General features: G+C 66.3%; 17 protein-coding genes. 6 read left to right on the top strand and 11 right to left on the bottom strand.

The features are described 5' to 3' along the window. Positions 1-7: 7 nt before the first annotated feature. The 3 genes from NG900_RS19895 to NG900_RS19885 form a co-directional block, all read right to left on the bottom strand. Positions 8-1321, bottom strand: coding sequence for a glycosyltransferase (locus NG900_RS19895; protein ID WP_252683088.1), 1314 nt, complete (start codon positions 1319-1321; stop codon positions 8-10). A 350-nt stretch (positions 1322-1671) separates the two neighbouring features. Continuing rightward, positions 1672-2202, bottom strand: a complete 531-nt coding sequence (locus NG900_RS19890; protein ID WP_420804174.1) for a hypothetical protein — start codon at positions 2200-2202, stop codon at positions 1672-1674. After that, complete coding sequence (locus NG900_RS19885; RefSeq protein WP_252683087.1) at positions 2199-5180, bottom strand: ABC transporter transmembrane domain-containing protein; 2982 nt, start codon at positions 5178-5180, stop codon at positions 2199-2201. The genes NG900_RS19890 and NG900_RS19885 overlap by 4 nt, the downstream gene beginning before the upstream one ends. A 103-nt stretch (positions 5181-5283) precedes the next feature. Here NG900_RS19885 and NG900_RS19880 point away from each other — a divergent pair, with 103 nt between their 5' ends. Further along, on the top strand, positions 5284-6555 hold the full coding sequence (locus tag NG900_RS19880) for a cystathionine gamma-synthase family protein (protein WP_420804173.1): 1272 nt from the start codon (positions 5284-5286) through the stop codon (positions 6553-6555). An 18-nt stretch (positions 6556-6573) separates the two neighbouring features. On the opposite strand, the gene NG900_RS19875 is transcribed toward NG900_RS19880, so the two are convergent. The 7 genes from NG900_RS19875 to NG900_RS19845 all read right to left on the bottom strand — a co-directional run bounded on the left by NG900_RS19875 (position 6574) and on the right by NG900_RS19845 (position 12468). Beyond that, the gene (locus NG900_RS19875) at positions 6574-6921 is read right to left on the bottom strand and encodes a cytochrome C oxidase subunit IV family protein (protein WP_252683085.1); all 348 of its coding nucleotides are present in this window, start codon (positions 6919-6921) and stop codon (positions 6574-6576) included. Positions 6922-6929: 8 nt separating this feature from the next. Beyond that, positions 6930-7622: a heme-copper oxidase subunit III family protein gene (locus NG900_RS19870; protein ID WP_252683084.1), complete on the bottom strand. Its 693-nt coding sequence runs from the start codon at positions 7620-7622 to the stop codon at positions 6930-6932. Next, complete coding sequence (locus NG900_RS19865) at positions 7619-8227, bottom strand: cytochrome c oxidase subunit 3 (RefSeq protein ID WP_252683083.1); 609 nt, start codon at positions 8225-8227, stop codon at positions 7619-7621. The genes NG900_RS19870 and NG900_RS19865 overlap by 4 nt, the downstream gene beginning before the upstream one ends. Then, the gene (gene ctaD / locus NG900_RS19860; RefSeq protein ID WP_252683082.1) at positions 8224-9984 is read right to left on the bottom strand and encodes a cytochrome c oxidase subunit I; all 1761 of its coding nucleotides are present in this window, start codon (positions 9982-9984) and stop codon (positions 8224-8226) included. Before ctaD ends, NG900_RS19865 begins: the two co-directional genes overlap by 4 nt. Positions 9985-9996: 12 nt before the next feature. Further along, positions 9997-11154, bottom strand: a complete 1158-nt coding sequence (locus NG900_RS19855) for a c-type cytochrome (protein WP_252683081.1) — start codon at positions 11152-11154, stop codon at positions 9997-9999. Positions 11155-11395: 241 nt separating this feature from the next. Further along, complete coding sequence (locus NG900_RS19850; protein ID WP_252683080.1) at positions 11396-11908, bottom strand: hypothetical protein; 513 nt, start codon at positions 11906-11908, stop codon at positions 11396-11398. A 101-nt stretch (positions 11909-12009) separates the two neighbouring features. Further along, the gene (locus tag NG900_RS19845) at positions 12010-12468 is read right to left on the bottom strand and encodes a DUF3293 domain-containing protein (RefSeq protein ID WP_252683079.1); all 459 of its coding nucleotides are present in this window, start codon (positions 12466-12468) and stop codon (positions 12010-12012) included. Positions 12469-12603: 135 nt separating this feature from the next. Between NG900_RS19845 and NG900_RS19840 the strand changes: the two genes are divergently transcribed. Next, positions 12604-13059 carry a universal stress protein gene (locus NG900_RS19840; RefSeq protein WP_252683078.1) on the top strand — a complete coding sequence of 152 codons (456 nt, stop codon included), beginning with the start codon at positions 12604-12606 and terminating at the stop codon, positions 13057-13059. Between the two features lie 128 nt (positions 13060-13187). Continuing rightward, positions 13188-13886 (top strand): YceH family protein, encoded by a 699-nt coding sequence (locus NG900_RS19835; protein WP_252683077.1) that lies wholly within the window; start codon positions 13188-13190, stop codon positions 13884-13886. A 52-nt stretch (positions 13887-13938) separates the two neighbouring features. Here the strand turns inward: NG900_RS19835 and edd are convergent, their stop codons facing one another. Continuing rightward, positions 13939-15780, bottom strand: coding sequence for a phosphogluconate dehydratase (edd, locus tag NG900_RS19830; RefSeq protein ID WP_252683076.1), 1842 nt, complete (start codon positions 15778-15780; stop codon positions 13939-13941). Positions 15781-16105: 325 nt separating this feature from the next. Between edd and zwf the strand changes: the two genes are divergently transcribed. From zwf to NG900_RS19815, 3 genes are read left to right on the top strand one after another with little or no spacing between them, the layout of a single operon-like run. After that, positions 16106-17575 carry a glucose-6-phosphate dehydrogenase gene (gene zwf / locus NG900_RS19825; RefSeq protein ID WP_252683075.1) on the top strand — a complete coding sequence of 490 codons (1470 nt, stop codon included), beginning with the start codon at positions 16106-16108 and terminating at the stop codon, positions 17573-17575. 1 nt (position 17576) lies between these two features. Continuing rightward, entirely contained in the window at positions 17577-18284 is a 708-nt protein-coding gene (gene pgl, locus NG900_RS19820) for a 6-phosphogluconolactonase (RefSeq protein WP_252683074.1), read from the top strand. Further along, positions 18265-19332: a glucokinase gene (locus NG900_RS19815; RefSeq protein WP_252683073.1), complete on the top strand. Its 1068-nt coding sequence runs from the start codon at positions 18265-18267 to the stop codon at positions 19330-19332. Before pgl ends, NG900_RS19815 begins: the two co-directional genes overlap by 20 nt. Positions 19333-19396 lie beyond the last annotated feature (64 nt).

Here is a 19396-nt window from a genome sequence, read left to right as displayed (position 1 = left end):
CGGGAGATCAGGCGGCCAGCCCCGCAACCGCCGAAGCGTTGGCGCTGGGCGCCGAGCCGTTCATGCGGGCCATGGCGCGCGCATGCGCATCGATGGCTTTGAGGTAGGCGCGCTCCAGCTGCCCCGCCACGCCCCGCCACGTGTAGAGCATGCGGGCGCGCACCAGTCCGGCCTGGCCCAGCTCGCGGCACAGCTCGGGTTGCAGCATCAGTTCCAGCAGACGTGCTGCGAGGGCTTGCGGGTCTTTGGGCGGGACAAGAAAGCCGGTGCGTCCGTGGCGCACGGTCGAGCGGATGCCACCCACGTCCGCGCCGATCACTGCGCGCCCGCAGGCCATCGCCTCCACGGGCGTGATGCCGAAGGGCTCGTACCACGGTGTGCTGACGAAAACATCGCAGGCGCTGTACCACGCGCGCAGGTCGGCGCGTCCGCGCTTGCCGACAAAGACCGTCTGTTGCGTGACACCGGCATCGGCCGCAATGCGCTGCAGGCGGCCAAGCTCCGGTGTGGCGGCCACATCGGGCGTTACCGTGTTGCCGCCCACCACGTACAGGCGCACGCGCTTGCGTGCATCGGGCGGCAGCTTGCCGATGGCCTCGATGACGTTGTCGACCCCCTTGCGCGCCACCATGCGGCCGAGCTGCAGCACCACAAACGCGTCGGCTGGCACGCCCAGGCGGCGGCGGGCTTCGGCGCGGTCGATGGGCGCAAACTCCGTTGCATCAAAGCCGCAGGGCACCACATCGATCTGCTCAGCGCGGGCGTGGTACAGCGTTTCCAGGTCGGCCTGGTCTTGCGGGCATTCGGCAATGAGGCGGTCAGCGCGCTGCACCAGGGTGTCTTCGATCGCGAAACGCGCATCGGGAAAACCGTCCGCGCTGCCCTGGTGCAACCGGCGTACGCGGCCCAGCGCGTGGAACGTCATCACCAGCGGTAGTTGCAGGCGTGCCGCCGCTGCGAGCGATGCCAGCCCCGACATGAAGAAGTTGGCATGGATCACGTTATAGCCGTCGCCGCTGGCGTGGGCCTGCGCGCACTGGTTCAGCAGGTGGCGGCCGAAGGCGTGCATGTGCGGCAGCAGGGCTTCCTTGGGCAGCACGGCGGCCGGCCCAGCGGGCACGTGAATGACGCGGCATCCGTCATCGAACGGCACGATCTCTGGCTCCCACGGGCGCTCGCGGCGGGTGAAGACATCGACGCGGTGGCCCAGCCGCGCAAGCTGGCGCGCGACATGGCGCACGTAGACGTTCTGTCCGCCGCAGTCGACACCGCCCAGGTCGGCGAGTGGCGATGCGTGTTCACTGACCATGGCGATGCGCATGCTGATCTCCTCGTTATCGTCGTGGCCTGTCGCGAGCTGGATAGGTCGAAGCCACGTGCGAGCACCCTCAGCAGCCGGCGTGCCACCGCGCGCGGCCTTGCACGACAGGGCTCCGCGAGCGGTGTTGGAATCCGGATACAGGCGACGTTTCTCGCTTGTCGGGACAAGCGTTAGCGGCACGGCGGCGCGTGCGTGCAGCGTGCGAGCGGTGCAAGTGGTGCGAGGGGGAGGCCCGTCGCGGCATCGCGCGCGGCACCGTATGGCGCCGGCGGCGCTGCGTAATTCTTACGTGGGGCCCAAGGAGAAACGGCGCGGCGATGGCATCACGCTCATCGTGCGCCGCTGGGCGTTCAGGCCAGCCGCAGCGTGCCGGCGGTGGCAGCGGCGGCCTGCTTGGCAACGGCGCGCAGGCATGCCGCCACCACATGCGCGAAGGCTTCGTCATAGAACGGCAGCGCGCCGCTCACCCCGACGACGATGCCGTCGAGCACGGCACTGCCCCACAGGTTGGTGTCGCCCGCGCGCAGCACGTGCGGGCGCAGCGTCTGCAGCGCATGCGTGCTCATGCCGTGCTGCCACGCCAGCCGGGCCTTGGCGCGGGCGTAAGCGGCGTAGTCCGCATCCCATTGCGTGTGATCGCCGACCGAGTGTTCATACAGCACGGCTTCATCAAAGACGCAGTCGGCCGGCGAGCGTGCGGGGTCCATCACCACGATGTGCAGGAAGCCGCTGTCGCCCACCTCCTGCGGGCGGGTCATGGCTTGCGTGATGAGCTGCAGCGCCATCTCCACTGCACGGCGTGCGGCATCGGCGCCGGCAAAGTGGGATGTGGTCGGTTCTTGCATGGTGAGGGAAGGATCGAAATCGGCCAGCATGGTCATGGAGACTCCCGGGCTGAGTGGAAAGACGCGGAGACGTGCGATTCGTGCGCGGGCGCGCGCCGTACACGGATGACGCTCTGGATGGCGGTGACGAGTTCACCGCGCTCGGTGGGCTTGGCGAGGTGCAACTGGAAGCCCGCCAGCAACGCGCGCGTGCGGTCTTCCGGCCGGTCATAGCCGGACAGTGCCACGGCAGGCAGGCGGGCATCGAGCGGCATGTCGCGCTCGCTCTCCAGCATGCGCACCGCGCGCAACAGGGCGTAGCCGTCTTCGTCGTCGCCCAGCGCAATGTCGGAGACGAGCACGTCGGGCCACGAGTTGCCGGGCGCCGCGCGCAATGCCGCCAGTGCAGGCTTGGCCGCCCCATAGGCGGTGACGTTGGCGCCGTAGGCTTCCAGCAGCAGTTGCAGCATCTCGCGCGCGTCTTCCTGGTCGTCGACGATGAGCACGTGCACCCCGGCCAGCGCGTCGGGCGGCGCAAGCGCCGCGTCTGCCGCCGCCGGTTGCCGTTGCGGCGTTGCCGAAGCCGCTTCGCCCAGTGCCGCCGCAAGCGGCGCGACGGCCCGGATCGGGAAGTCCATCACGTAGGTCGTGCCCTCGCCATGCGGCAGCGGTACGACGGCAAAGCGCCCGCCATGCTGTTCCACCACGGAGCGAATCCACAGCGGGTCGAGCGTTGCCGCAGGGGTATGCACCACGTCCTGCGCGGTGTCGGGCAGCTCGGTATCGAAAGGACTCGGCTCTTGCCGCAGGGTGGCGGGCGGTTCGGCCGGGTCCAGCACGTCGAATGGTTCGGGCGCGGGTGCGGCCGCTGCGAGGCCCCCGTTGGAGCGCGCCGAGTTTGCTTCCATGGCGTCCATGGCGGCCGGTGCGCGCGGCGGGGTGGGAATGGCGGCACCCGCCACCGCCGGCACGGCAATCGTGTCGGTCACGCGCAATTGCGCCATGCCTTCCACGCGTTCCAGCACGATCTCGATGCGGCTGCCTGTGTGGCTGGACAGCACAGCGTGGCTGAGCACATCGCCCACGATGCCCTGCAGGCGGCTCGGGTCGCCGGTGATGCTCGGCGTCTCAGACCGGATGACGGAATACACGGTGATGCGCCGCGCCTCGATCGCCTCGCGCAGGCCGTCGAGCACGCTCACCACCAGCGCCACCAGGTTGATCGGCTGTTGCGCCAACCGGTGCTGCGCCTGTTCCAGGTCGGACTGCTGGCGCTGCAGCGTCCAGAGTTGGGCGTAGACACCGCCCGCGGCCAGCAGGTCGGTATGCCGGCCCCGCTCGACAATGCGGCCTTTTTCCAGCACGACGATCTCGTGGGCATCAACCACCGTGGAGAGCCGATGCGCGATCACCAACGTCGTGCGGTGCGCCGAGAGCCGGTCCAGCTCGCGCTGGATGGCGCGCTCGGAGCGTGTGTCCAGCGCCGAAGTCGCCTCATCGAAGATCAGGATCGACGGGTTCTTCAGCAGCGCCCGCGCGATGGCAATGCGCTGCTTCTCGCCGCCCGAGAGCTTGAGTCCACGCTCGCCCACCATGGTCTGGTAGCCCTCGGGCAGTGCGGCGATGAAGTCGTGCACATAGGCCGCGCGCGCTGCTTCGATCACCTCGGCCATGGTGGCGCCTTCGCGCCCGTAGGCGATGTTGTAGGCGATGGTGTCGTTGAAGAGGATGGTGTCCTGCGGGACGATGCCGATGGCGCGGCGCACGCTGTCTTGCGAGACCACGCGCAGGTCCTGCCCGTCGATGGACACACGGCCCGCCCAGGGGTCGTAGAAGCGCAGCAGCAGCCGCGCCAGCGTCGACTTGCCCGATCCGCTGCCGCCCACCACGGCCACCGTCCGCCCCGCCGGAACATGCAGTGACAGGTCGTGCAGGATGGGGCGCGTGGCCTCGTAGCCGAAATCCACGTGGTCGAACTGCACGTCGCCCTGGGTCACGTGCAGCGGCGCGCCGTGGGGCAGGTCCGCCACGTCGGGGCGCTGTTCGAGCAGGTGGAAGAGGCGCTCGGCGTTGATGGCGGCGTCCTTGGCCTCGCGGAACATGAAGCCCAGCGCATTGAGTGGCAGGCACACCTGGATGATGTACGCGTTGATCAGCACGAGGTCGCCCACCGAGAGCACGCCGCGCGTCACGTCCTGCCCCGCCAGCAGCATGACGGTGGCCACGCCGCCCGCGATCACGCCGCTTTGCGACACGTGCAGCAGCGACAGCGCACGCTGATTGGCCACGGCGGTTTCAATGCGTTGGCGCAGGATGTCGCGGTAGCGCTGGGCCTCGAAGCGCTCGCTGGTGTAGACCTTCACGGCTTCATGGTTGAGCATGCTGTCGAGCAGGCGGTTGCCGGCCAGCGAGTCGAACTCGTTCATCTGCCGCTGCAGCCGCACGCGGCGGCGGGTGAGCAGTACGGTGGCCGTGCAGTAGGCCGCGAACGTCAGCAGGATGGTGACGAGGTACCACCCGCTGTAGCGGCTCATCATGATGACGAGCACCGAGCCGATTTCCACCATCGTCGGCAGGATCGTGAACAGCGCCACGCCCAGCAGGAACTCGATGCCGGTGGTGCCGCGCTCCACATCGCGGATCAGCCCACCGGTCTGACGGCTCGCATGAAAGCGCGGCCCCAACTGGTGCAGGTGCTCGAACGCCTGCGCCATGAAGGCCGCCACGGTCGGCTGCGACACGCGCGAGAACACCATGTCGCGCAGTTCGCCAAACAGCGTCCCCCCAAAGCGCAGCACCGCGTAGGCCAGCAGCAGGAAGGCCGGAAACACCCGCACGCGGGCAGCATCGCCAAAGCCGTCGACGATCCACTTGAGGACGATCGGCACCCCCACCGCGCACAGCTTGGCCAGCACCAGCAGCGCCACGGCCGCCAGCACACGCTTGCGGTAGCGCCAGATCGCGCGCCATAGCGCCGCGAAAATGCGTTGCTGCAGGCTGGCAACCTGCGGGGGAGGAGGAGATGCGCTCGTCACCAGGCGTGGGCTCCGGACAGTCTTGCAACGCGGGGGTGCGACGCAAGGCACGTTCCACGCCGGCCAGGCCTTCCCACCCAGGTGGCCCCGGAATCGCGCGATAATGCTGGACTTTCCCGCCCTTTTTGCTGCCCCCGCCATGACCGGACTGACCACCGCCCTCCTGCACGCCGACCGCGAAGCCGGCGTCGAGCACTACGCCGTGCACAAGCCGCTGCACACGTCCACCACGTACGGCTATGCCGAGACGCGTGAGCTGATCGACGTATTCCAGGGCAAGCCCGGCTACACCTACGCGCGCCAGGGCAACCCGACCACGGCCGCGCTGGAAACCAAGATCACCATGATGGAAGACGGCGTGGCCACCGCGTGCTTCGCCACCGGCATGGCCGCCATCGTGGCAGTGTTTTCGACCATGCTGCGCGCGGGCGACCACGTGGTCTCGAGCGCCTTCCTGTTCGGCAACACCAACAGCGTGTTCGAAACGCTGCGGAACATGGGCGTGGAAGTGACGTTTGTCGATGCCACGTCGGCGCAGGCCGTGGCCGATGCCGTGCAACCCAACACGCGCCTCGTCTTCGTGGAAACCATCGCCAACCCGCGCACGCAGGTGGCGGACCTGAAGGGCATTGGCGAGATTTGCAAGGCGCGCGGCCTGATCTACGTGATCGACAGCACGATGACCTCGCCGTGGCTGTTCCGCGGGCGCGATGCGCAGGCCAGCCTGGTGGTGCATTCGCTGTCGAAGTACATCGGCGGGCACGGCAACGCGCTGGGCGGCGCGGTGGTGGATACGGGCCTGTTCGACTGGACGGCGTATCCGAACATCTTCCCGGCCTATCGCAAGGCCAAGCCGGAAATGCAGGGCATCCAGCAGATCCGCAAAAAGGGCCTGCGCGACCAGGGCGCCACGCTCATCGCCGATGCCGCGCACCGCATTGCCGTGGGTGCCGAAACGATGGCCCTGCGTGTGGACCGCACCTGCAGCAACGCCCTGGCACTGGCCCGTACCCTGGCCGCACACCCGAAGGTGGCACGCGTGTACTACCCCGGCCTGCCGGAGCACCCCGAGCATGCCCGCGCGACCGAGCTGTTCCGCCGCTACGGCGGCCTGCTGAGCTTCGAACTGGTGGAGGGCGCAGATTACGTCGACATGCTCGACCACCTGCGCTACGCCGTGCGCGCCACGCACCTGGGTGATACGCGCACGCTGGTGATCCCGGTCGCACCGACCATCTACTGGGAAATGGGCGCCGAGCGCCGCGCCTCCATGGGCATCGCGGATTCGCTCGTGCGCGTGTCGGTCGGCATTGAAGACGAGGCAGACCTGCTGGAAGACTTTACGCAGGCGCTGGACGCCACGTCCGTCGCCTGACGGCGGGCCGAGCCGCGCTCAGTGAAAGAAGAGGGTGCGCATCCCGAAGGTGTGATGCGCCTCTGCGGCCATCAGTACCATCAGCACCAGCAAGGCTAGGGGCGGCATGAGGATGGCGTACACCAGCGCCAGCCGCTCCCACATCATGTGCATGAACACCGACACGATGAGGCCTGCCTTGGCGATCATGAACACGATGATCAGCGTCCAGCGCAGCATGCCCTGCACGTGGAAGTAATCCACGAGATACGACATCGTAGAGAGCACGAACAGCAGGCCCCAGATCTTCAGGTAGATGCCGATGGGGTGCGTTTGCCCATGAGAGCCGGGTGTGCCGGACGCGGGCGATAGGTCGGTGTGGTCCATGACGTGCCTCACCACAAATAGAACAGCGCAAAGATGAACACCCAGACGAGATCGACGAAGTGCCAGTACAGGCCCGCGATCTCCACGATCTGGAAGTTGCCGTGCTCGGCAAAGCCCGGCTGCAGGATCTTGCGCGCGATCACCAGCAGGTAGATCACGCCGCAGGTCACGTGAAAGCCGTGGAAGCCGGTGATCATGAAAAAGCACGCGCCAAACTGCGCCGCGCCCAGCGGGTTGCCCCACGGGCGGATGCCTTCGTGCACGATCAGCTTGGTCCATTCAAACGCCTGCATCGACACGAACGCCGCGCCCAGCAAGGCCGTGGCCAACATCAGCAGCGCGGCCCGTTTGGCTTCTCGCCGGTAGCCGAAGTTGACGGCCATGGCCATCGTGCCGCTGCTGCTGATGAGCACGAAGGTCATGATGGCGATCAGCAATAACGGCACTTCCACACCGCCCACCGACAGCCCGAAGACCTTGGACGGGTCGGGCCACGGCACGGTGGTCGACATGCGCACCGTCATGTAGCCGATCAGGAAACTGCTGAAGACGAAGGTGTCCGATAGCAGGAAGATCCACATCATGGCCTTGCCCCACGGCACCTTGAAGGCTTCGCGGTCGTCCGACCAGTCGCGGGCGACGCCGCGCCAGCCTTGGGGCAAGGCTTCGGGGGAATCGGTTTGGAGCGTGGGGTTGCTCATGGCGTGGCTCCGTACAGCGGCCCGCAGATGGCGCTGACGAACGCGGGCGTGATCCACCACATCGCCGCCAGCAGCACGAGCCAGATAGCCAGCAGGAAGTGCCAGTACGTTGCGCACAGGGCGATTGCGCGGCGGGCGCGATCGACATGGCTGTGCAGGCGCGCTGCCGTCACCGCCAGGACGATGACGCCGCCGATCACGTGCACGGCATGCAGACCGGTGAACACGTAGAGGAAGCTGTTGGACGGATTGGCCGTGACGCCTTCTCCGCTGGCCGACAGCTGTTGCCACGCCATCCATTGGCCGAACACGAACAGCACGGCCAGCGCGCCGCCTGCCAGCAGCCAGAGCGCGCGGCGTGCGTCGGTGCGCCGTGCAATCTCCATCGCCACACTGGCCAGCGTGAGCGCGCTGGTGTTCCACCACAGCAGCGTCGGGTGGGGCACCGGCATCCAGTCCGCTTCACGCATGCGCATTGCATAGGCCAGGAGCAGCAGCGAGAACAGCGCCGTCACCACACACATGAGCACGCGTAAGCCGATGCGTCCAGCGCTTGGTAATGCGGCTGGCGCATCCGGAACGAAGCTGCGGGGCAAGGTCGTCATGCGCGCACCTCGCCAGCGTGAAGGATGTCCGCTTCCGTTTCAGGTGCCCCCGACGGCGGCTCGTTCTGCGGTACGAAGTCATCCGCACGGCCGGGCGGACTGTACTCATACGCCCAGCGATAGACCACCGGCAGCGTCGGCCCCCAGTTGCCGTGCACCGGCGGCGTTTGCGGCGTCTGCCATTCGAGCGTGGTGGCGCGCCACGGGTTGCCGTCGGCCTTCTTACCGCGCACCAGGCTCCACGCCAGGTTGAAGAGGAACAGCAACTGCGCCACCCCCACGATGATCGCGACGATGGTGATGAAGGTATTCAGCGTCTGCGCAGACGGCGGGATGAAGCTGTAGCCCTCATACGCGTAGTACCGGCGCGGCATGCCCAGCACGCCCAGGTAGTGCATCGGAAAGTAGATCAGGTACGTGCCGATGAAGGTGATCCAGAAATGCGCGCGGCCCAGCGTGTCGTTCAGCATGCGGCCCGTTACCTTGGGGTACCAGTGGTAGAGCCCGCCGAACACCACCAGGATCGGCGACACGCCCATCACCATGTGGAAGTGCGCGACCACGAAGTACGTGTTCGAGAGCGGAATGTCCACGCTCACATTGCCGAGGAACAACCCCGTCAACCCGCCGATCACGAATGTGCTGATGAAGCCGATCGCAAACAGCATCGGCACCGTCAGGTGGATATGGCCGCGCCACAGCGTGAGCACCCAGTTGTAGACCTTGAGCGCTGTCGGGATGGCGATGATGAGCGTGGTGGTGGCGAAGAAAAAGCCGAAGTACGGGTTCATGCCCGCCACGAACATGTGGTGTGCCCACACGACGAAACTCAGCACACCGATGATCAGGATGGCCCACACCATCATTCTGTAGCCGAAGATGTTCTTGCGCGCGTGCGTGCTGATGAGGTCTGACACGATGCCGAATGCGGGCAGCGCAACGATGTACACCTCGGGGTGGCCGAAGAACCAGAACAGGTGCTGGAACAGCAGCGGGCTGCCGCCGGCATGCTTGAGCGTCTGCCCCATCGACACCACCGCCGGGATGAAGAAGCTCGTGCCCAGTGTCTTGTCGAGCAGCATCATGATGGCCGACACGAACAGCGCGGGAAATGCCAGCAGTGCGAGGATGGTCGCCGTAAAGATGCCCCACACTGTGAGCGGCATGCGCATCAGCGTCATGCCGCGCGTGCGTGCCTGCAGGGTGGTCGTCACGTAATTGAGCCCGCCCATCGTGGCTGCAACGATGAAGATCGCCAGCGACACCAGCATCAGCACGATGCCCCATTCGGTGCCCGGCGTGCCTGGCAGGATGGCCTGCGGCGGATACAGCGTCCAGCCCGCACCGGTGGGGCCGCCCGGCACGAAGAAGCTCGCCACCAGCACCAGCACGGCCAGCAGATAGACCCAGTAGCTGAGCATGTTCAGGAACGGGAACACCATGTCGCGAGCGCCCAGCATCAGCGGGATCAGGTAGTTGCCGAAACCGCCCAGGAACAGCGCCGTGAGCAGGTAGATCACCATGATCATCCCGTGCATGGTGACGAACTGGTAGTAATGATTGACGTCGATGAAGGCGAACTTGCCCGGAAAGCCCAGCTGCAGCCGCATCAGGTTCGACAGCACGAGCCCCACCAGCCCGATGGCGATGGCCGTGAGCGAGTACTGCACCGCGATGACCTTGTGGTCCTGGCTCCAGACGTAGCGCGTCCAGAAGCTCTGCGGGCCATGTTCGTGATCGTTCTGACCGTAGGACATCGTTCCTCCTCGCTACGGTTTCGCTGTGATTGCCGCCGACGTACCACCCTGCGCCTTGATGTACGCCACCAGCGCCGACAGCTCCTGCTCGCTCAGGTCAAAGTTCGGCATGATCGGCGCGAAGCCCTTCACCACGCGCGCCTTCGGATCGCGGATGAACGCGCGCAGGTAGGCCTCGTCGACATGTGCGGTGCTGCCGTCGGCCATGGTTTCGGTCTTACCGTAGAGGCCCTTCCATGTGGGGCCGACACCGGGGTTGCCGTCCACGCTATGGCAGGCCACGCAGCCTTTGGCTTGCGCCAGCGCCTTGCCTTGATCCGCCAGGGCTTGGGCGCTTCCACCCGCTGCGGCGGGAGTTGCCTGCACCTTCGCTTTCTGGCTCCGCTCAAAAGTGGTTTGCTGTGCGAGCCAGCGCGCGAACGATGCCTCGTCTTCCACCACCACCACGCCGCGCATGTTGGCGTGGCCGACGCCGCAGAGCTGCGCGCACAGGATGTCGTAGCGGCCCGCCTTGGTGGGCGTGAACCAGAACGTGGTGATCATGCCCGGCACCATATTCATGCGTGCGCGGAACGGCGGCACATAGAAGTCGTGCAGCACATCGCGCGAGCGTGCCAGCACCTGGATCGGGCGGTTCAGCGGCAGGTGCAACTCGGGCGTCTCGATCAGGTAGTTGTCGCGTCCATTCGGGTCGGCGGGGTTCATGCCGAACGGGTTGTCGTTGGTCATGTAGCGCACGTCGGTCGTGCCGAGCTTGCCGCCGGGGCCGGCAAAGCGGAAGCGCCATTGCCACTGCTGGCCGAGCACCTCCATCTGCAGCGCGCCCGCCGGCGGGCGCACGTAGTCGGCATAGACGAACAGGCCTGGCGCCAGCAGCGCCGCCACACCCACGGTGGTGATGCCGATCAGCCACCATTCCAGGCGCTTGTTATGAGGCTCGTAGGCGGCACGCTGGCCAGGCTGGCCATCGCGATGGCGATAGCGCAGCAGCGCGGCAACGACGAAGAGATTGATGGCGACAAACAGCACGCCGGTGATGACGATGGTGATCGTCAGCGTGTCGTCCATGCGCACCCAGTTGGAGGCGATTGGGGTGATCCACCACGGACTGGCAAAGTGGAACCCCACCGCCAGCACGACGATCAGGACGAGCGCAATCGCAAGGGCCATGGCGCCTCCGCAGAGGATGCTTCCTCAACACGCTAAAGCTAGGCTAGGTCGCGCACCCGGATCGTGCAAGGCAACGTAAGGACGAGGCGCACCCCGCATACGGATCGCGCCGGTCCGGCATCTGTGTGCTGCGCCGCAATGCAAAACGGCCGCCGCCGGCATGGGTACCGGCAGCGGCCGCCCCCTGCTGGCGCCGTTTCGCTTGCGGCGCCGCAGGAAAAAAAGTGGAGGCTGGGATGCGTCAGCGCAGCGGTTCCCGCGTGGGCCGCTCCAGCATGCCGTACACCACCGCGGTCACCACCCCGAAGAGCAGATTCGCCAGCAGCGGCCCTGAGCCGCGCTCGGACGCAAACCACGGGTACACCGCCGTCATGCCATAGAAGTTGACCACGTACGCCACGATCCCGAATGCCAGCCCGATGGCCGCGAGCATGCCCGGGCTCGAATCAAAGTGGAACGGCGCGATGATGGCCGCGAGAATCATCCCCATGAGGGCACCCAGCACGAAGTGCAGCACAAGTGCCGTGCCAACGATGCTGAAGCTGAACAGCGACATCTCTTCGAGCGCGCCTCGGCCCATCACCATGGCCGCGATCTTGTGCGTCGGCCGCCACGGGCTTTCATTGAGCACCATGGTCGACCAGAAGAACTCCAGCACGATGACCAGTGCGCCGCCCACGAGACCCGCCACGCTGGCCGCGAGCCAGTCGGGCATGCGGCGCTCCCAATGATGCGATTGCATGTGCAGTTCCATACGAACCTCCTGCTGCTGATGATTCTGCTTCAGCACTTAAGAATCGGGAGCGCCACTTATGGTGCTGCAAAGTGCCACTCGCCAAGTGCCCCTGTGCCAAATCAGTCTGGCAGATACGGGTGCCAACGCAAGGTACAAAATCCATGCGCGTCACACAGCACTACCGCGTTCTGCTCGAACGTGAGCATCAGCGTGTCGGCAATGGCCGGGTCATCGATGAAGAGGAGCAGGCTGGGCTCGGGCGTCCACGCGGGGGTGGGGGCGTCTTCCGGCGGCCCGCCTTCGCCTGCGAGCCAGGGCATGCCGCGTGCGATGGCCCAGGCAAGCAACTCGGTCTGCCGTGCGGCATTCTCGTCGGCAGAAACCGGTCGCGAGAACGGCTGGCACGCCGTCACGAACACGGCCCACGGTGCATCGGCCTGCGCGAGCAACGCGGCCACGCACGGGTTGACCGCATCGACGCGCAACAGCACATCGCCCTGCGGCGCGCTCACGCGGTATCGCGCGCTGCGATACGCGGCCGTCAATTCAGGCGTGGGGGCGGGCGGCAGGCGGTGCATGGTTGTGTCACTTGGTCACGACCGTCTGATCTGGCGCAACGCAAAGGGGCCGAGGTTGTCACAGAATAGTCTGTGAGCAGTCAAGATGCTGCCCCAGCACCAATTCCGACAACCACTCTCCTGCGAGGCCGAATCATGTACAAGAAAATCCTGGTCGCTGTTGACGGTAGCGACACCAGCAAACTGGCACTGGCCGAGGCCGTGCGGCTGGCCAAGGACTTCCAGAGCACCGTGCGCGCCGTGTATATCGTCGACAGCCCGGCGATGCTGTTCGACGTCGGCTATTACGACCCCACCGAACTGCGCAAGTCATTCATCGAGGCGGGCACGGCGTTGCTGGCCGACACCGCCGCCACGCTCACCTCGGCGGGCTTGGCAAACGAAACCACGCTGGTGGAAACCACAGGTGTGGGTGAAGACGTAGCGAGCGCCCTGCAACGCGAAGCCGTGGAAAGCGGCGCCGATGTCGTGGTGATCGGCACGCACGGCCGCCGCGGCCTGGCGCACGCCATGCTCGGCAGCGTGGCGGAGAAGTTCATCCGCCAAGCCACCACGCCGGTGTTGCTGGTGCGCGGGCAGGCCAAGGGCTGAGCGCGACGGACGTCGCGCAGGCGGAGGCGCCCACCTGCGCGCCGGATATCATGTTGGATCCAACGCCGGACCGCACAGGCTTGCGGTCCGGTCCGCCCCAGAACCAACGTATCCGCCGCCCTCCCACCATGAACGTCAATCCAGACGCCCCGCAGCGTCGCGCCATCCGTACCCTGACCGCGCTTGAAGGGCGCGTGCTCGGCGTCCTGGTCGAAAAGCAGCACACGGTACCTGACACCTATCCGCTCACGCTCAACGCGCTGGCTGCCGGCTGCAATCAGAAGACTGCACGCGCGCCGGTGATGAGCGTGACCGAAGCCGAGATCCTCACCGCCATCGACGGGCTGAAATCGCTGAGTCTGGTCATGGAGGGCAGCAGCAGCCGTGTGCCGCGTTTCGAGCACAACATGAACCGCGTGCTTGGCGTGCCGAGCCAATCCATCGCGTTGCTCACCGTGCTATTGCTGCGCGGCCCGCAGACGGCCGCTGAACTGCGCCTGAACGCCGCGCGGTTCCATGCCTTTGCCGATATCTCGTCCGTTGAAGCGTTTCTGGAAGAGCTGGCCGAAAAAGATCCACCCTATGTCGTGAAGTTGCCGCGCATGCCGGGGGAACGTGAAAGCCGCTGGATGCACTTGCTGTGCGGTGAAGTTGCAGCGGCAGACATGCCGCAGAGCGGCGCCGCCGACGACACCATCGCGCCGTCCGAATTCGAAGCGCTGAAAGCCGAGCAGAAGCGACTGGCCGACCAGGTGGCCCGGCTTCAGGCGCTGGTCGAACAGATGGCAGGCGAACTGGGCATCGCGATCGACAAGTCGACGTTGTAATCGTGTCACCGCGGCCGGCCCTGGCGTCGGGCCGGCACGCATTGCCGTCAGCTTATGCGCCTGCCGACACAAACAGCGTGCAGGCGCCTTCTTCCGCCGCTGACACATTGCGGCGGAAGCCCGAGAACAAGTCCCGCCCAACGCCTGCGTGGTAGTGCGCCAGATCCGGTGTGCTGACCTGGCGGGCATTCCACTCCGCCTCCGGCACGCGCACTTGCAGTGTGCCCGCCTCCGCATCCAGCACGACGATGTCGCCATCGCGCACGCGCGCCAGCGGCCCGCCGTTGAGCGCTTCCGGCGTGATGTGGATGGCAGCCGGCACCTTGCCCGATGCACCCGACATGCGGCCGTCCGTCACCAGCGCGACCTTGAAGCCGCGCTCCTGCAGCACCGACAGCGTGGGCGTGAGCTTGTGCAGCTCGGGCATGCCGTTGGCCGCCGGGCCCTGATACGGCAGCACAGCCACAAAGTCGCGCTCCAGTTCACCGGCCTTGAACGCGTGGATCAGATCGTCCTGCGCCATGAACACACGCGCCGGTGCCTCCACAAAACGATGCTCCGACTTGACCGCCGATACCTTGATGACCGAGCGCCCGATGTTGCCGTCCAGCACGCGCAGGCCGCCGTCGGGCGAGAACGGCTCGGCCACGCCGCGCACGATATTGGTGTCGAGCGAGGCGGCTGCGCCGTCGCGCCACACCAGTCGCTGGTTACCCTCTGTGCCTTCCAGGAAGGGTTCCTGTGCATGGCGGCGCAGGCCCTTGCCCATGATCGTCGTCACGTCGTCGTGCAGCAGCCCGGCATCGAGCAACTCGCGGATCACAATCGACAACCCCCCCGCCGCCTGGAATTCATTCACATCGGCCTTGCCGTTCGGGTACACGCGCGCCAGCAGTGGAATCACGCCCGACAGGTCATTGAAGTCGTCCCACGTGAGCAGGATGCCGGCGGCGCGTGCCATGGCGATCAAGTGCAGCGTATGGTTGGTCGAGCCCCCCGTGGCCAGCAGGCCGACGATGCCGTTGACGAAGGCGCGCTCGTCCAGCACGTCGGCGATCGGGGTGTACTGATCGCCGCTGAAAACGAGCTTGAGGGCCTGGCGCGCCGATTCCCGCGTGAGCGCTTCGCGCAGCGGCGTGCCCGGGTTGATGAAGGCGGTGCCCGGCAGGTGCAGGCCCATGATCTCCATCAGCATCTGGTTGGAGTTGGCGGTGCCGTAGAACGTGCAGGTGCCCGGGCCGTGGTACGACTTGGATTCCGCTTCCAGCAGGTCGGCGCGCGAGAGCTTGCCCTCGGCGTAGAGCTGGCGCGTGCGGGCCTTCTCGTCGTTGCTGATGCCGGTGGTCATCGGGCCGGCCGGCACGAACACGGCGGGCAGGTGGCCGAACGACAGCGCGCCGATCACCAGCCCCGGCACGATCTTGTCGCACACACCCAGGTACAGCGCCGCATCGAACATCTGGTGCGACAGCGCCACGGCGGTGGACAGCGCGATCGTGTCGCGCGAGAACAGCGACAGCTCCATGCCGTCCTGCCCCTGCGTCACGCCATCGCACATGGCCGGCACGCCGCCGGCAAACTGGGCAGTGCCGCCGGCTTCCAGCGCCGCCTGCTTGAGCCATGCCGGAAACACCTCCAGCGGCTGGTGGGCCGACAGCATGTCGTTGTACGCCGACACGATGCCGATGTTCGGCCGCTCCAGCGCCTTCAGGCGGATCTTCGCTTCCCCGGGCATGGCCGCAAAACCGTGGGCCAGGTTCGTGCAGGACAGCAGCGTGCGTTCGACCTTGCGGCCGGCGTTCTTGCGGGTAACGTCCAGATAGGCCTGACGGGGGCCGCGGCTGCGGTCGATGATGCGCTGGGTAACGTCGGCCAGTACGCTGTGCAGGGCCATGCGGGTTCTCCTGGAAGTGGGGGGGCGGTCCGGGTGGGACGAATCCTGTAATTTTCCTACAAACGGAGCGATCGTGGGACAGGGTTTTCCACAGGTATCGAGCGGGTCCCACCGAGTTGTCGCCGCCGCGCACGCGAATTGCGTGCCAGAAAGCGCGCCAGTAGTCTAGGAAAGCGCCAGAATACGGGCTGGAAACGCTTGCTTGGGCAGTTTCACGAACGTCTTGCTCGGCGTGTAGTAATACTACAAAATGCGCTTAAAACACGTGGTGTCTTGCTAGTCGACTAGGCTAGCCTAATCGATGGCTCACACACAGGAGATGACGATGTCGGTGCCCGCATTCGACATGGTGTTGTTCGGCGGTACGGGCGATCTTGCCCGCCGCAAGCTGATCCCGGCCTTGTTCGATGCGCATCAGGGCGGCGAACTGCACCCGCGCGGGCGGATCTTCGCCATCGGCACCCAGCCGCTGGAGACTGCGGGCTACCTGGCCCTGCTGGAGCGCGAAACGCGCCCGACCATGCGCCTGTACTCCGGCGCGCCTGTCTCCGACGACGCCTGGGCCTCGTTTGCCGAGCGCATCGTCTACCAGCAGGTCGATGCCCGCAAACCCGAGCAATTCGACGGGCTGGCCGCTGCGCTGGGCGAGGACCGCGCGCCCGTCACGGTGTGCTACCTCGCCACCGCGCCGGGTTTCTTCATCGATATCTGCGCGCAGTTGGCCCGCGTTGGGCTGAACACCCCCAACGTGCGCCTCGTGCTGGAAAAGCCGCTCGGCACTGACTTGGCCTCCAACGAGCGCATCAACTCCGCCGTGGCCGAGTACTTTGCCGAAGACCAGATCTACCGTATCGACCACTACCTCGGGAAGGAGTCGGTGCAGAACCTGATGGCGATCCGCTTCGGCAACGCGTTGTTCGAGCCGCTGTGGCGTCGTGAGTGGATCAAGGACGTGCAGATCACCATCGCCGAGCAGCTCGGCGTAGAAAAGCGTGGTGATTTCTACGACGGCGTCGGCGCGCTGCGCGACATGGTGCAGAACCACCTGCTGCAGCTGCTGTGTATCGTTGCCATGGAGCCGCCGTCGAGCCTCTCGCAAGACGCCATCCGCGATGAGAAGCTGAAGATCCTCAAGGCGCTCAAGCCGATCCCGCTGCAAGAAGTGCCTGAGAAGACCGTGCGCGGCCAGTACCTGGAAGGCGCCATCGCCGGGCAACCGGTGCAGGGCTATCTGCACGAGCAGGGCATTCCGCCGGACAGCCGCACCGAAACGTTTGTCGCCATCAAGGCCGAGATTGCCAACTGGCGCTGGGCCGGCGTGCCGTTCTACTTGCGCACCGGCAAGCGCATGCCGCAACGGCTGGCGGAGATCGTCGTGCGTTTTCATGATGTGCCGCACGCGCTGTTTCCCAAGCCGCTCATTCAGTTTCCGGAAAATCGTCTGGTTATCCGCCTGCAGCCGGAAGAAAGCATCCGCCTGCAGTTCCTGACCAAGACGCCGGGTGCGGCGCTGGGTTTGCAGCCTTCCACGCTGGACCTGGATTTCAGCGACCACGGCGGCGTGCGCCACGCCGGCGCGTATGAACGCCTGCTGATGGACGCCGTCAACGGCAAGCTGGGATTGTTCGTGCGTCGCGATGAACAGGCGGAAGCCTGGCGCTGGGTCGAGCCCATCATCGAGGCATGGAACGAAGTCCGCATGCCGCCCAAGGGCTATACGGCGGGCAGCTGGGGCCCGGCGGCATCGAGCGCGCTGCTCTCGCGCGACGACGCGGCCTGGCACGAGGAGATGTGAAATGAGCCCGGTGCGCTGGCACGCAGTTCCCGACGCAACGGCGCAGGTTCAGGCCCTGGCCGAGTCCATCGCGAGCACGCTCACGCACGTGATCAACGAGCAGGGCAGTGTATGCCTCGCCGTGTCGGGCGGGCGCTCGCCCATCGCGCTGTTTGCCGCGCTGCGTGTGCTGCCGGTGCGCTGGTCCGACGTGTCGATCACGCTGGTCGACGAACGTGCCGTGCCACCGGAGCATCCTGACAGCAACGCCCGCCTCGTGCGCGAACACCTGCTGCAGGATGCGGCGGCAGCGGCGCGGTTCTTTCCGCTGGTGCTGCCGCCGCATGTACATGGCGGATCGGTCGATGTGGATGCGTGCGTGGCAACTGCCAACGATCCGTTTCAACAACCCGACGTCGCGATTCTCGGCATGGGCGACGATGGGCATACGGCTTCGTTGTTTCCCGACGCGCCGGAGCTGGACGAGGGCATCGATCGCACGCACGCGCCCGCGTATCTGCCGGTGCGCCCGGGCGTGGCGCCGCATCGGCGTATCAGCCTGAACCTGTCGGCGCTGTGCGCCGCGCGGCGCTTGTTCCTCTCCATCACGGGGCCGGTCAAACGCGGTGTGTTCGACGAGGCCGCGCAAGGCGTGGCACAGCGCACGCTACCGGTGAGTTATGTCATCCATCAGCGGGAGGTGCCGCTCGATGTCTATTGGACTGCATGAGGTGAGCGCGGGCACCGCGGCCGACCGATTGGCCCACACGCAGGCCTACCCGCGCCTGGTGGCCGACGTGGGTGGCACCAACGTGCGCTTTGCGCTCGAGATGGCGCCCATGCGCCTGGCCCACATCGGCGTGCTGGCCGGCGATGACTACCCCTCGCTCGAAATGGCCATGCGCGCGTATCTCGCGTCGCTGCCGCCCGAGATTGCGGCTGCCGATGTACGGCACGCAGCCATCGGCATCGCCAACCCTGTGCTGGGCGACGAGATTCGCATGACCAACCGCGACTGGGCGTTCTCCACTGAGGCGATGCGGCGGGCGATGGGGTTCGACACCTTCGTCGTGCTCAATGACTTTGCCGCGCTGGCGCATGCGCTGCCGTATCTGCCGGCGGAAGAACTGGAGCAGGTAGGCGGCGGGGCGAGCCTGGCGGATGCGCCGCGCGCGCTGCTGGGCGCCGGAACCGGCCTGGGCGTGGCGTCATTGCTGCCGACGCCGGATGGCCGGTTCATCGCCGTGGCAGGTGAGGGTGGCCATGTGGCTTTTCCGCCGATGAATGACGAGGAGGTCGTCATCTGGCGCTATGCGCATGAACGCTTCGGCCACGTGTCGGGCGAGCGGTTGATCTCGGGCATGGGGCTGGAGTTGATCTACGAGGCGCTGGGTGCATGCTTCGAACTCTGGCAGCAGGGCCCCACCTTGCGTCGCGCCGCCGACATCACCGCCATCGCCCTCGGCGAGATGGAGGACACCGCCGGAGACCACGCGCGTTGCCGCTATGCCGTCGATATGTTCTGCGCGTTCCTGGGCACCATCGCGGCCAACCTGGCAGTCACACTCGGTGCGCGCGGTGGGGTGTACATCGGTGGCGGCATCGTGCCGCGCCTGGGGCCGGCATTTGCGAATTCACCTTTCCGGCGGCGCTTTGAAGACAAGGGCCGTTTCTCGGCCTATGTGGCGGCGATGCCGGTGTATGTCATCCACTCGCCGTACCCCGGGCTGATCGGGCTGTGTGCGGCCATGGACCACGCGGTGGCGCAGGGGCATTGAGGCCGTGGTGGCATGGATGATGGATTTGTCATCTGTGCGCCACGTTCTCGTTGGAGGCTGCCGC

Source organism: Ralstonia soli (assembly GCF_023955655.1).
In the GTDB taxonomy this organism is placed as follows: domain Bacteria; phylum Pseudomonadota; class Gammaproteobacteria; order Burkholderiales; family Burkholderiaceae; genus Ralstonia; species Ralstonia soli.
This window is presented reverse-complemented; position numbering and strand designations above follow the sequence as displayed.